At 43.1% G+C, this 12,617-nt stretch carries 11 protein-coding genes, 1 rRNA gene and 1 pseudogene; 12 read left to right on the top strand and 1 reads right to left on the bottom strand.

Annotation, left to right across the window (positions count from 1 at the left end; genetic code table 11):
* Positions 1-53: 53 nt before the first annotated feature.
* The 9 genes and pseudogenes from rrf (at position 54) to pssA (ending at position 9,606) form a co-directional block, all read left to right on the top strand.
* A 5S ribosomal RNA gene (gene rrf, locus G519_RS0121710) occupies positions 54-170 on the top strand.
* A 544-nt stretch (positions 171-714) separates the two neighbouring features.
* Positions 715-1,176 carry a CtsR family transcriptional regulator gene (locus tag G519_RS0121705; protein ID WP_029196492.1) on the top strand — a complete coding sequence of 154 codons (462 nt, stop codon included), beginning with the start codon at positions 715-717 and terminating at the stop codon, positions 1,174-1,176.
* Between the two features lie 13 nt (positions 1,177-1,189).
* The gene (locus G519_RS0121700) at positions 1,190-1,702 is read left to right on the top strand and encodes a UvrB/UvrC motif-containing protein (RefSeq protein ID WP_029196491.1); all 513 of its coding nucleotides are present in this window, start codon (positions 1,190-1,192) and stop codon (positions 1,700-1,702) included.
* A gap of 65 nt (positions 1,703-1,767) precedes the next feature.
* Complete coding sequence (locus G519_RS0121695; protein WP_051253568.1) at positions 1,768-2,787, top strand: protein arginine kinase; 1,020 nt, start codon at positions 1,768-1,770, stop codon at positions 2,785-2,787.
* A gap of 60 nt (positions 2,788-2,847) precedes the next feature.
* Positions 2,848-5,289 carry an ATP-dependent protease ATP-binding subunit ClpC gene (gene clpC / locus G519_RS0121690; protein WP_029196489.1) on the top strand — a complete coding sequence of 814 codons (2,442 nt, stop codon included), beginning with the start codon at positions 2,848-2,850 and terminating at the stop codon, positions 5,287-5,289.
* A gap of 280 nt (positions 5,290-5,569) precedes the next feature.
* Positions 5,570-7,000 (top strand): DNA repair protein RadA, encoded by a 1,431-nt coding sequence (gene radA / locus G519_RS0121685; protein WP_029196488.1) that lies wholly within the window; start codon positions 5,570-5,572, stop codon positions 6,998-7,000.
* A 376-nt stretch (positions 7,001-7,376) separates the two neighbouring features.
* Positions 7,377-7,616, top strand: a pseudogene (locus G519_RS0121680) (S16 family serine protease); the annotation flags it as partial.
* Between the two features lie 40 nt (positions 7,617-7,656).
* Complete coding sequence (gene disA, locus G519_RS0121675) at positions 7,657-8,736, top strand: DNA integrity scanning diadenylate cyclase DisA (RefSeq protein WP_029196486.1); 1,080 nt, start codon at positions 7,657-7,659, stop codon at positions 8,734-8,736.
* Positions 8,737-8,856: 120 nt separating this feature from the next.
* Positions 8,857-9,606, top strand: a complete 750-nt coding sequence (gene pssA, locus G519_RS0121670; protein ID WP_029196485.1) for a CDP-diacylglycerol--serine O-phosphatidyltransferase — start codon at positions 8,857-8,859, stop codon at positions 9,604-9,606.
* Between the two features lie 75 nt (positions 9,607-9,681).
* On the opposite strand, the gene G519_RS0121665 is transcribed toward pssA, so the two are convergent.
* The gene (locus G519_RS0121665; protein WP_029196484.1) at positions 9,682-10,077 is read right to left on the bottom strand and encodes a hypothetical protein; all 396 of its coding nucleotides are present in this window, start codon (positions 10,075-10,077) and stop codon (positions 9,682-9,684) included.
* 155 nt (positions 10,078-10,232) lie between these two features.
* Here G519_RS0121665 and G519_RS0121660 point away from each other — a divergent pair, with 155 nt between their 5' ends.
* The 3 genes from G519_RS0121660 (at position 10,233) to ispF (ending at position 12,594) form a co-directional block, all read left to right on the top strand.
* A complete protein-coding gene (locus G519_RS0121660; protein WP_029196483.1) occupies positions 10,233-11,300 on the top strand; it encodes a PIN/TRAM domain-containing protein in 1,068 nt (355 codons plus the stop codon).
* Between the two features lie 107 nt (positions 11,301-11,407).
* Positions 11,408-12,112, top strand: a complete 705-nt coding sequence (gene ispD / locus G519_RS0121655) for a 2-C-methyl-D-erythritol 4-phosphate cytidylyltransferase (protein WP_029196482.1) — start codon at positions 11,408-11,410, stop codon at positions 12,110-12,112.
* Positions 12,109-12,594, top strand: a complete 486-nt coding sequence (gene ispF / locus G519_RS0121650) for a 2-C-methyl-D-erythritol 2,4-cyclodiphosphate synthase (RefSeq protein WP_029196481.1) — start codon at positions 12,109-12,111, stop codon at positions 12,592-12,594. Before ispD ends, ispF begins: the two co-directional genes overlap by 4 nt.
* Positions 12,595-12,617: the final 23 nt, after the last annotated feature.

Raw genomic sequence — 12,617 nt, 5'->3', positions numbered from 1 at the left:
ACTTTACGCAAGTTTCGTATCTAGTTTTCAAGGCGCAAACCACGCTTTGACTGTTTGGTGATGATGGCGGAGGGGACCCACGCGTTCCCATCTCGAACACGACCGTTAAGCCCTCCAGCGTCGATGGTACTTGAACCGCAGGGTTCTGGGAGAGTAGAACGTTGCCAAGCACAATGAAGAACCTTATGAGGATTTCTCCTCATAAGGTTTTTTGCTGTTTAACGGGAGAAACTCCCGTTAAATACGCCATTTCCGCAGGCAAGTTAACACTAACAGGAGGATCTCCAGCTAATTATGCTTATTTCGCCGAAAGTCTAAGAAAACGCCAAATTACATGGAGCTCCCGTTAACCATACATTTCTCCCTATCGCACTCCAAATTAGCAGGAGGCTTTCCTGTTAATTGAAAAAGCCCGTTCGAGTAGATGCATGGTACTAAGTAAAATCCCGCACGCGTCAGAATATACCCGATCATTTGCTCCTGCCCCTCATGAAGAGTCTTTTTGAGAGAAATCTCAAGAAGGCTTTTTTGTTTTTATTTCGAATAAAACTGTAGGTAAGGTCAACAATAGTAAGGTTCACTTTTGGATATCGGATCATTATGGATTGGATTATAGAGCAGTACTTGTCAAAAAGAAAGGAAATGATTATAATCTAGTTAAGGTCAAAGAAAGTCAAAGTCAATTTACTTCTGGCAATCTGGGAGGACGAATTGATGCGCAACGTATCAGAAATTATTGAGCAGTATTTAAAACATGTCTTGCAGCAGAGTTCCGAAGGGGCCATTGAGATTCAACGCAATGATCTAGCTGATCAGTTCCAATGTGTGCCTTCCCAAATCAATTATGTGATCAGTACAAGGTTTACCTTGGAAAAAGGTTACATTGTGGAAAGCAAGCGCGGCGGTGGTGGATACATACGTATCCAAAAAATCGAGCTCAAGAGTCACGGGTCCATTTTAGACCACATTTTTCGCACGATTCATACGCACATTGATCAAGTCACTTCAGAAGGACTCGTATACCAACTGCAGGAAGGCCACTATATTTCAACACGAGAAGCTAACCTGATTCGGGCCGCAATTTCGAGAGATGTGTTGACCTTCAAGCTCCCGCTGCGCGATGAAATTCGGGCTAAGATTCTTAAAGCAATGCTGATATCCTTGCTTAGCAGATGAGGAGGCATATGAAATGATTTGTCAGGAATGCGGGAAACGACCGGCGACTCTTCATTTTACAAAGATTGTGAATGGAGACAAGAACGAGTTCCACATTTGTGAGAATTGCGCTCGTGAAAAGGGCGAAATGATTCCAGGAACATCTAACGGATTTTCGATTCACAATCTGTTATCAGGATTACTTGATTTCGAACCATCATCGCTATCCGCTGCAAAGTCTCAGGCGATCCGTTGTGAGAGCTGTGGCCTTACGTATTCTCAGTTTAGTAAATTAGGACGTTTTGGTTGCGGATCTTGCTATCAAAGCTTTTCAGAAAAGTTAGATCCTCTCTTCAAAAGAGTGCATGGAAATATCGTTCACGTTGGGAAAGTGCCCAAGCGAAGTGGTGGCATCATCCAATGTAAACGGGAAATTGATACGCTCAAGAAGGATATGATGACCTGTATCGAACAAGAAGAGTTCGAACAGGCTGCAAAGATTCGTGATCAAATTCGTGAAATTGAGAAGAAAATTGCGGGTATGTGAGTTTGTAAGGAGGTGTGAATCCAGTGACATCACAGCGGTTTACAGCAGATGCATTAAGCGAATGGATGAAAGGCGAAGGGCCAGAGTCGGATATCGTCATCAGTAGTCGGATCCGCATTGCTCGCAACCTTAGGGACTACCCTTATCCAATGTTAGCGACGAATCAACAATCACAAGAAGTACTGGATCATTTGTCCGGTGTGCTTGAAAATGATGAGTTGGAAACGATAAGTAATTTTTCACTCATTCCGCTGTCTGATCTGAATGAGCTAGAGCGAATGGTTCTGGTAGAAAAGCATTTAATTAGCCCTAATTTAGCTAACGAGTCCAGGAATGGCGCCGTTATTTTAAGCGAAAATGAATCCATTAGTATTATGATCAACGAAGAGGATCATCTTCGCATACAATGTTTATGTCCCGGTTTTCAGATTAAAGAAGTGTGGGATTTGGCGAACCAAATCGATGATATTTTTGAAACACAGCTGGATTACGGATATGACGAAAAAAGGGGCTACTTAACAAGCTGCCCTACGAATGTCGGTACCGGAATCCGCGCTTCGGTGATGATGCATTTACCGGCGCTAGTGCTAAGCCAACAAATTAATCGGATTTTATCAGCTGTTACGCAAGTTGGGTTGACAGTTAGAGGATTATACGGGGAAGGCAGCGAAGCTTTAGGAAATCTGTTTCAAATATCGAATCAAATTACGCTTGGCCAATCTGAAGATGAGATTATTGATAATTTACACAGTGTAGCACGGCAAATTATAGAGCATGAACGTGCTGCGAGACATAAGCTGATTCAAGAGTCCCGAATGCGGATAATAGATCGTGTGAACCGTTCATTAGGTATATTGTCATATGCGGGAATCATGGATTCGAAGGAAGCCGCGCAGCGTTTATCAGATGTGAGACTTGGCATTGATCTTGGAATAATCAACAACGTTTCATCGAATGTTTTGAATGAGCTGTTGGTGATGACGCAGCCTGGTTTTCTTCAACAATATGCCGGTGAGAAATTGAATGCCGAAGAGCGAGATATACGCAGGGCAGAGTTGATACGCGAAAGATTTGGTAGGGTTTAAGAAAGATAAGATTCATCCTTTAGGATTTCCATAGATATACTAATTTTGGAGGTGTTCTCTATGATGTTTGGAAGATTTACGGAACGTGCGCAGAAGGTTCTCTCTCTTGCTCAAGAAGAAGCTGTTCGTTTAGGGCATAACAATATTGGTACGGAGCACATTTTACTTGGTCTTATTCGTGAAGGGGAAGGCATTGCCGCTAAAGCGCTCGTTGCTTTGGGCTTAGGTCTTGAGAAAATTCAAGACGAAGTGGAGTCACTGATTGGCAGAGGACAAGAGCAACCTACCAACATTGCGTATACACCTAGAGCGAAGAAGGTCATTGAGCTTTCGATGGATGAAGCGAGAAAATTAGGTCACACGTATGTGGGGACTGAACATATTTTACTCGGACTTATTCGCGAAGGAGAAGGTGTTGCTGCAAGAGTCCTTAATAACTTAGGTGTCTCTTTGAATAAAGCACGTCAACAAGTCCTTCAATTGCTTGGAAGCAGCGAGACCGTGTCACCAAGTCATGGTAGTAATCCGAATGTGAACACGCCTACTTTGGATGGTTTAGCACGCGATTTGACGGCGTATGCCAAAGAAGGTCATCTGGATCCTGTGATTGGGCGCAGCAAAGAAATTGAGCGTGTTATTCAAGTGTTAAGCCGCAGAACGAAGAACAATCCAGTACTGATCGGTGAGCCAGGTGTTGGTAAAACAGCGATTGCGGAAGGCCTTGCTCAGAAAATTATTAACAATGAAATTCCGGAAACGTTGAAGGATAAAAGAGTTATGACGCTCGATATGGGCTCTGTTGTAGCAGGGACTAAGTATCGCGGCGAGTTCGAAGACCGTCTCAAGAAGATCATGGACGAAATTCGTCAAGCGGGCAATATTGTACTATTCATTGATGAGCTTCACACATTGATTGGCGCTGGCGGAGCTGAAGGTGCAATTGATGCCTCCAATATCCTTAAACCGGCGCTTGCCAGAGGCGAGCTGCAATGTATTGGTGCTACAACGTTGGATGAATATCGTAAGTATATCGAAAAAGATGCGGCTTTAGAGCGTCGTTTCCAACCTATTACAGTTGATCAACCATCCCCTGAGGAAGCGATTCAAATCCTTTATGGATTGCGTGATCGTTATGAAGCTCATCACCGTGTGAAAATTACGGATGCTGCTATCCAAGAAGCTGTTAAGCTTTCTGATCGTTACATTACGGATCGTTTCTTACCGGATAAAGCAATCGATTTGATTGATGAGGCGAGCTCCAAAGTAAGACTGCGTTCTTACACAACGCCGCCTTCATTGAAACAGCTTGAGAGCAAGCTGGATAACATCCGTAAGGAGAAAGATGCAGCGGTTCAAAGTCAAGAATTCGAGAAAGCAGCTGGACTTCGTGATACAGAGCAGAAGCTTCGCGAAGAGCTGGATACAACGAAGAATGATTGGAAAGAGAAGCAAGGTCGTTTGGACACAGAAGTAACGCCAGATGATATCGCGCAAATTGTGGCGAGCTGGACAGGAATTCCGGTAAGTAAACTTGCTGAAGAAGAAACAGAGCGTCTGCTCAAAATGGAAGATATTCTTCATGAACGTGTCATTGGCCAAGAAGAAGCTGTTAAAGCGGTAAGCCGTGCCATTCGCCGCGCTAGAGCAGGTCTGAAAGATCCGAAGCGTCCAATGGGCTCCTTCATATTCCTCGGACCAACGGGTGTTGGTAAAACCGAATTAGCACGCGCATTAGCAGAATCTCTATTCGGTGATGATAACGCTGTAGTCCGAATTGATATGTCGGAATATATGGAGAAGCACTCGACTTCCAGATTAGTAGGGGCGCCTCCGGGTTACGTTGGATACGAAGAAGGCGGTCAACTCACAGAGAAAGTACGCCGTAAGCCATATTCAGTCGTACTGCTCGATGAGATCGAGAAAGCACATCCAGAAGTGTTCAACATTCTATTGCAAGTGCTGGAAGATGGTCGTTTAACAGATTCCAAAGGACGCACGGTTGATTTCCGTAACACATTGATTATTATGACATCCAATGTTGGCGCGGATATGATTAAGAAAAATTCTTCGCTTGGCTTTACGGCTGCTGTCGATGCAGGTAGAGATTACACCAATATGAAGGAAAAAGTAATGGGCGAGCTCAAGAAAAGCTTCCGCCCCGAGTTTCTTAACCGTATCGATGAAATTATCGTGTTCCACTCCTTAGATGAAGCACATATCGCACAAATTGTCAGCCTGATGGCCGATGATCTACGCAAACGTTTGAAAGAGCAAGAGGTTGATTTCTTGCTAACAGACAAAGCAAAGGTATTCCTTGCCAAAGAAGGATTCGATCCGACTTACGGAGCGAGACCGCTGCGCAGAGCGATTCAGAAGCATATCGAGGATCGCTTGTCTGAGGAACTGCTCAGAGGCAATATTGCCAAAGGTGACTCTTTAACCATTGATGAGAAAGATGGCGAACTTGTCGTCCTGAAGGGCGAAGGCGTAGCCGCGAAATAATGAAAGCAAAGAAGCATTTTGCTCCATCCTGTCTAGGGTGCAGCAAAATGCTTTTTATTTATCTCAGCCCCATAGCTATTCGACATTATTCATTAGCCGATAATAGCTCATTTCTGTTGATAAATATGTAAGAAATACATAAAAGAATGTATGATAGAACGGTGGATGCAGAAATAAACAAACAGTTATCACCAATGAAACCTTATTTAAGGAAAATAAAGCATAGTTATTGGAAGAGTTTGAAGAACTATTTGATTAATTGGGGAAGTGAATTTTAACTATGAAAAAGAAAATCATTTATAAATGTACCAGTTGTGGTCAAGAGCATCCAAAATGGCAAGGTTCGTGCAGTAGTTGTCGTGAGTGGAATACTCTTGAAGAAGACGATGTTATAAACGCTCCTAGTGGTGGTCAGAAGGGCATAAACAAAAAGAAGAATGTTATCATAAACCGTCTTACAGATACCGTATCCCAAAACAGTGATAGGATTGTTACCAAGTACAATGAATTTAATCGTGTAATGGGTGGAGGAATCGTTAAAGATTCTGTTACGATTATTACGGCTGTTCCAGGTGCGGGAAAATCCACACTCTTATTGCAAATATCAGATGATGTGGCAAAGCAAGGATTGAAAGTGCTGTATGCTTCAGGTGAAGAAAGTGATAGTCAGATAAAGAGAAGAGCAGAGCGAGTCTTGCAAGATATTCATAAAAACGTTTGGGTTTATTCTGATAATAGTTTGAATAATGTCTTAGGTTGTATTGACCAAGTAGATCCTGACCTCATTATTATTGATAGTATTCAAACTTTTGTATTAGAAGAATATCCGCAAAGACCTGGCTCACCCACGCAGACGATGGAATGCGCGAATACTCTCTTAAAGGTCGCAAAAGATGCACAAAGACCAAGAGCCATTATAATGGTTGGGCAGATGACCAAAGATAACGAATTAGCTGGATTAAGAGCATTAGAACACTTGGTAGATGCTGTTCTTGTTCTTGAGGGGGAGGAAGGCGAGGAGCTAAAACAGCTATTTTCGACTAAAAATCGCTACGCCAGCACAGGAGAGCTTGGATTTTTCACAATGGGTGAGCAAGGATTGACACCTATTGATAATCCCTCAGAGTTCTTTATGACACAAAGAGACGAGAATGATGTAGTTAGTGGAAGTGCATTAACAGTCGTTAAAGAAGGCACAAGACCCATCATTCTGGAAATAGAAAGTTTGGTATCAACCACGTTCATGCCATACCCAAGCCGGATTGCTGAATGTTTAAAAAAGGACCATGTGAATACACTTATCAGCATCATGGAGCAAAGAGCCAATATCCCTCTTCATGATAAGAACGTGGTTGTTAAAACGACAGGCGGTATTCGTTTAAAAGAACAATCATCAAATTTAGCCGCGATAATGAGCATTGTATCTTCCTGCAAGAATCAGGGGATCCCAAATGATACTGTATTTATCGCAGATATTGGATTAACGGGTGAATTAAAAAAAGTACCTACATTAGAACTAAGAATTAGAGAACTTGAAAGAATGGGTTTCAAACGTGTCTATGTTGCGCTCAATGGATTGAAAAGTACAACTACGTTTTCAACAATAAAGGTAATCCCATGTAAGACATTGAGCCAAGTCATCCACTCTGTATTTGGCACTTCTTCTAAAGGCAAAGAGGAGAGAGCACCTTGGGATGAGGAAAATAATTAGAAAACAGCTATTGTTGAGCGTAAAAGACTTCAAGTTAAACGGAGAGTGACCTACATAAAGAAGCTACACATATCGACTCCTGCCAATTTGAGTCATTAGATTGAAAGATAAAGTTTCGAACTTAGTTATAAACTAAACTGGTTATCCTAAGAAAATGAGAACTGTTCTTTCGTTATATACAACTTCTTTTAAAGGAATGAATTTTCCGTTATACTTAGTTGTAAGGATTTAGCAATTGGACTCTATTCAGTCGTACAGTTCGGATTAAGGGTGTTAAGTTGGATCAAAGCAGCATGAATTTCGAATGTGAAATGTATTTATATGTAGAGGGATTCCTGTCTAATCCAATCGTCTATTATATCGTGTAAAAGAATTTGCATCCAGCTTTAAGGATCGGCCTACCAGGCCCTATGATGTGGTGTTCGGTGAGATTGGGTTGACCGGAGAAGTCCGGGGTGTATCCCGGATTGATCAACGTGTGAAGGAAGCGGAAAAGCTTGGCTTCCGTAGAGTGATTATGCCAGAGAAATGTTTGAAGGGATGGACACATTCGCCCGGTATGGAGATTATCCGAGTGAACACGGTAGCAGAGGCATTGAAAGCGGCACTGGGTTAACTCGTGGTCATTCAACCTGCAAGCCTTCAGGAGGAAAATGATGAGCAAAGAAGAGATAAAGCGAGACGTCATGAGCCAATTGCTGCAAATGGTAGCACCTGGTACACCGTTCCGTGATGGGTTAGAGAATGTCCTACGCGCCAAAACGGGTGGACTTATTGTAGTTGGATATAGTGCAGAAGTAACGGAAATCGTGGATGGCGGTTTTTCCATAGATTGTGATTTTTCTCCCAACTATTTATATGAGCTTGCCAAAATGGATGGCGCGATTATCCTTAGTGAGGATATCAAGCGCATCCTATATGCGAACACACAATTAATCCCTGATTCTTCTATCTCATCCTCGGAGACGGGAATTAGGCATAGGACAGCTGAACGTGTTGCGAAGCAAACAAACAAATTAGTTGTTTCGATTTCACAGCGGCGTAATGTAATAACGCTTTATCAAGGGAATTTGCGTTACGCGTTGAAGGATATAGGTGTCATCCTGACCAAGGCGAATCAAGCGATCCAGACGTTGGAGCGTTACAAAGTCGTGCTGGATCAGTCGCTGACCAATCTAAGCGCATCCGAATTTGAGGAATTGGTTACTCTGCACGATGTTACCAATGTCATTGCTCGGTTCGAGATGGTGCTGCGTATTAAAGCAGAGATTAATCGATACATTAATGAGCTTGGGAATGAAGGCCGCCTCATCAGCATGCAGCTGGAAGAACTTGTTGGGAATGCGGAACTTGAAGCGCGTTTGATCGTAAAAGATTATGTACGTGATTTATCGGAAGACCGTGTCAAAGAAATGCAAGCAGGCTTAAAGCGGTTATCCTCGGATGAACTGCTGGAGCCCCACCAAATCATCCGATTGCTTGGATATCCGCATACGAATTCTATTGCTGAAGAACCGGTTTCTCCTCGAGGGTTCCGAATTTTAGGCAAAATTCCGCGGCTGCCATCTATTATTATTGCGAATCTGGTCGAAAAGTTTGGTTATTTGCCTCACATGATGATGGCGACAATTGAAGAATTAGATGAAGTTGACGGTATCGGCGAAGTGAGAGCTCGAGCCATTAAGGAAGGTCTCAAAAGAATTCAAGAACAAGTGTTCATTGACAGACATATTTAAACTAGATACAATCATAAAGTATCATTGTTGAGGTTTTGTTAAGTTAAGGCAGTTTTATGCGGTCGAGGTTTTATTAAGTCGAGATTAGGGTATAGTAAACCCAGAGGTGGACAAAAACATATGTTAACGAAATCAATTCCCAGTCTTTTTACAGTAGGGAACTTATTCCTAGGTGTTCTGTCAATTATTCTTGCTTTCAGTGGTGAACATGGAATTGCAGCAGTACTTGTCATTGTCGCTATGTTGCTTGATGGACTTGACGGTCGTGTAGCCAGAGCATTGAACGCGCAGAGTGAGTTCGGTAAAGAGTTGGATTCGCTATCCGATGTCATTTCATTCGGTGTAGCACCAGCCTTTATCATGTATGTGGTTGCATTTAATGATCCGAATGTGATTAGTCCGGCATTTGCTTGGATTGTTACAGCGATCTTCCCGATTTGTGGAGCGCTTCGTTTAGCTCGTTTCAATGTCGTTGCTGGTACGCCTGGCTATTTCATCGGTCTTCCGATTCCAGCCGCAGGCGGTGTTCTTTGTACACTAGCGTTGTTTGTGAACGAAATTAATGTATATGTGTTGTTGGTAAGTACGATCCTGTTATCTTACTTGATGGTAAGTACAGTAAAGTATCCGAACTTCAAGAAAGCCGGTATTCCTAAGGCAGCTATTTGGATAACGCCAATTATTGTTGCCGTAGCTATTTTGATAGCTATCAAATGGCCGGAGTCGATTTCTAAAATGATTTTCGTACCTCTATTAGCCTACGCGCTATATGGCCTAAAAAAAAACGTTGATGGGTTCTTCATCCGTCTCCGGAGAAAGAACAAAAGACGCGGCATGGACGACACGAATTCAGTGAAATCGGACGTTTAACACAGGTTTCGAAAATAAAAAGCATTTATTTTCTTCTGATGATTCAGAGAGAAAATAAATGCTTTTTTTTCGTCTTCATGACATGTTGAAAAGTCCCAGTGTTGTGCATTTCTTCGATTCGTTCTCAACGACTTGCTCCAAATTAACGTCTAGGATGTTACTAAGTGCAGACATATAGAAGAGATTTCTACCTAGTTCCGTACTTACGACCTCGATGCATTGTTCACATAAGTGACCAGATACATGAGTGCCGAGCACTTCCTTGGCCTCATCCAAAGTCATCTCAGGATGATACTCTTGCTTGGCTGCATGAACCTGAATACATCCACATTCCGTAATAGATTTCACCACAGAACGATTAGTAGCTGCACCAGACTGTTGGAATTTGGATAAGACGTCAAGCAGACTTCGGTGACGGAGTAACAATTCAGATACTTGATCCTGAAACTGCTTTAAAGTCAAGGAGCTCATTCCATCCACCTCGGGTGTGTTGGTAACTTCCAATTTCATTATAAAGGAAGCCCTCTAATATTTCAATTTTCCATGTAAAGAAGTGATTAACGTTGGAGAAATTGGAACATAATTGTAATAAGGCTTAAAACAAGTTTGATTTAGGGGGTGAATCTGTGATGAGAAAATGGGTACAAATCATTTTGGCCATCATGGGTGGTAGTTTAGGTTATAGTTGGAGTGATTCGGTCCTTCGAAAGACATTGTTAATGAGTGATGCGGGACAAGTTATTTGGATTAATAGTTTATGCGCAGTAGGTATGTTCTTCCTTTCGTCATGGGTTGCAAGTCAGGGAATGAAGCTGCTTATGAGAGGCGAAAGGAATGTAGCGGATATCCCGGTGTCCGATTTACTCTCAGGTACATTAGGTTTAGTCATTGGACTGCTTATATCGGTATTGGTGTTCCCTGTATTAGAGCAAGCGAAATGGGCTAGTCCCTTTTTACCGTTCATTGTATCTGCGGTACTAGCTGTAATGGGGTTCCGTATCGGTTACAGCAAGCGGGAAGAGTTGGTTCAGATCATAGCTAAGAGCCGATCCACAGGCCCGGAGAAGCAGACACACCGTCCTTATGAGGAGCATAAGATTCTCGACACGAGTGTCATTATTGATGGCAGGATCGCTGATATTTGCAAAACGGGATTCATTGAGGGAACTCTCGTTATTCCGGAATTTGTCTTGGAAGAGCTGCAGCACATTGCGGACTCGTCGGATTTACTCAAACGGAATCGCGGTCGGCGCGGTCTAGACATTTTGAACAAAATCCAAAAGGAACTTGAAGTGAAAGTGCTTATTTACGAAGGAGATTTCGAGGAAATATCTGAAGTAGATAGCAAGCTAGTCCGGCTCGCCAAAGTACTGCAAGGCAAAGTGATTACGAATGATTTTAATCTAAACAAAGTATGTGAATTGCAAGGTGTTTCGGTACTCAATATCAACGACCTCGCAAATGCAGTGAAGCCTGTTGTCCTACCGGGTGAAGAAATCATAGTTCAAGTCATTAAGGATGGCAAGGAGCATGGACAAGGTGTAGCTTATCTGGACGATGGTACGATGATCGTGGTGGAAGGCGGGCGCGAATTCATCGGGATGACTCTCGAAGTGATGGTCACAAGTGTTCTGCAGACGTCGGCGGGACGTATGATTTTCGCGAAACCGAAACTATTGGAAAAAGCACAGTAAAACCAGTATGATAAGGAGATGTAACATAGCTCTTACTAGGTCGTTTATCCTTGGGTCTATGCTTACGAAGAAAGCTTTCTTTCAGAAAGCACTTAGTTGGAGGACTTATGGGGAAGCTAGGAGTTATCATCGTGGCTGCGGGCAAGGGCTCGCGAATGGGAACGGCTGAAAGTAAACAATACTTACAACTGGGACACAAGCCAATTCTGGTACATACCTTGCAATTATTTCAAAACATACATGAAGTGGATGAAATCATTCTCGTTGTTGGGGGAACGGATGTAGATCGCTGTAGAGACTATGTACAGGACTACGCTCTATCCAAAGTCACTCGTGTGCTAGCGGGAGGCGCCGAACGTCAAGATTCCGTTAGACGGGGTCTGGACTCCTTACAGAAGGATACAACGTGGGTACTCGTTCATGACGGTGTTAGGCCTTTCGTGAAAAAAGAACATGTGTTTGATTGCCTTGTGAAAGCGCAAGAACAGGATGCAGCTGTACTGGCCGTACCTGTTAAGGACACGATCAAAATCGTAGATACCGAGAAACGAATTCAATCTACACCGGATAGACGAAGCTTGTGGGCGATTCAAACGCCGCAAGCTTTTCGGTTTTCTCTTCTGCAGGAAGCGCATGAACGGGCTCTTCAGGATGATTTCATGGGGACAGATGATGCAATGTTGGTGGAACGAATAGGAACGACGGTGCATGTGGTTGAAGGGGACTATTATAATATTAAGATTACGACACCGGAAGATTTGCCATGGGCAGAATGGATACTACACAACGTAAGGGGAGAGGGACAGCTATGATTCGCGTAGGACAAGGATTTGATGTTCATCAATTGGTGGAAGGCCGCAAGTGCATTATTGGAGGCGTGACGATTCCTTATGAAAAAGGGCTGCTCGGGCACTCTGATGCCGATGTGCTGCTGCATGCCATTAGCGATGCTATTTTGGGTGCGCTAGGTTTAGGCGATATCGGGAAGCATTTCCCGGATACAGCTGCGGAGTTCAAGGATGCGGATAGTCTAGTACTGCTTAAGCAGGTTTGGCAGCTAGCTAAAGACAGAGGGTATCGTCTTGGGAACATAGATTCCACCATTATTGCCCAGAAGCCAAAGATGGCGCCTTACATTCCGCAAATGGCAGAAATTATTGCAGCTGCGCTAGATGCTAAGCTGGATCAAGTAAATGTAAAAGCGACGACAACGGAACAGCTTGGTTTCACGGGTCGAGGCGAAGGAATTGCTGCGCAATCGGTTGTTTGTTTAATTCGAGATGTGCTAGAATAGCAGGTATTATTGGGGAGAAGAGG

The sequence above is a fragment of the Paenibacillus alginolyticus DSM 5050 = NBRC 15375 genome (genome assembly GCF_000422905.1).
GTDB lineage: Bacteria > Bacillota > Bacilli > Paenibacillales > NBRC-103111 > Paenibacillus_E > Paenibacillus_E alginolyticus.
The sequence above is the reverse complement of the archived record's forward strand: the minus strand, read 5'-3'. Positions and strand labels throughout refer to the sequence as shown.

Bases quoted from the DNA above. Each gene is read 5' to 3' on its own strand.
- G519_RS0121700 (WP_029196491.1), top strand. From the start codon at position 1,190: ATGATTTGTCAGGAATGCGGGAAACGACCGGCGACTCTTCATTTTACA.
- G519_RS0121695 (WP_051253568.1), top strand. From the start codon at position 1,768: ATGAAAGGCGAAGGGCCAGAGTCGGATATCGTCATCAGTAGTCGGATC.
- G519_RS0121665 (WP_029196484.1), bottom strand. From the start codon at position 10,077: ATGAGCTCCTTGACTTTAAAGCAGTTTCAGGATCAAGTATCTGAATTG.
- ispD (WP_029196482.1), top strand. From the start codon at position 11,408: ATGGGGAAGCTAGGAGTTATCATCGTGGCTGCGGGCAAGGGCTCGCGA.
- G519_RS0121705 (WP_029196492.1), top strand. From the start codon at position 715: ATGCGCAACGTATCAGAAATTATTGAGCAGTATTTAAAACATGTCTTG.
- ispF (WP_029196481.1), top strand. From the start codon at position 12,109: ATGATTCGCGTAGGACAAGGATTTGATGTTCATCAATTGGTGGAAGGC.
- disA (WP_029196486.1), top strand. From the start codon at position 7,657: ATGAGCAAAGAAGAGATAAAGCGAGACGTCATGAGCCAATTGCTGCAA.
- pssA (WP_029196485.1), top strand. From the start codon at position 8,857: ATGTTAACGAAATCAATTCCCAGTCTTTTTACAGTAGGGAACTTATTC.
- radA (WP_029196488.1), top strand. From the start codon at position 5,570: ATGAAAAAGAAAATCATTTATAAATGTACCAGTTGTGGTCAAGAGCAT.
- clpC (WP_029196489.1), top strand. From the start codon at position 2,848: ATGATGTTTGGAAGATTTACGGAACGTGCGCAGAAGGTTCTCTCTCTT.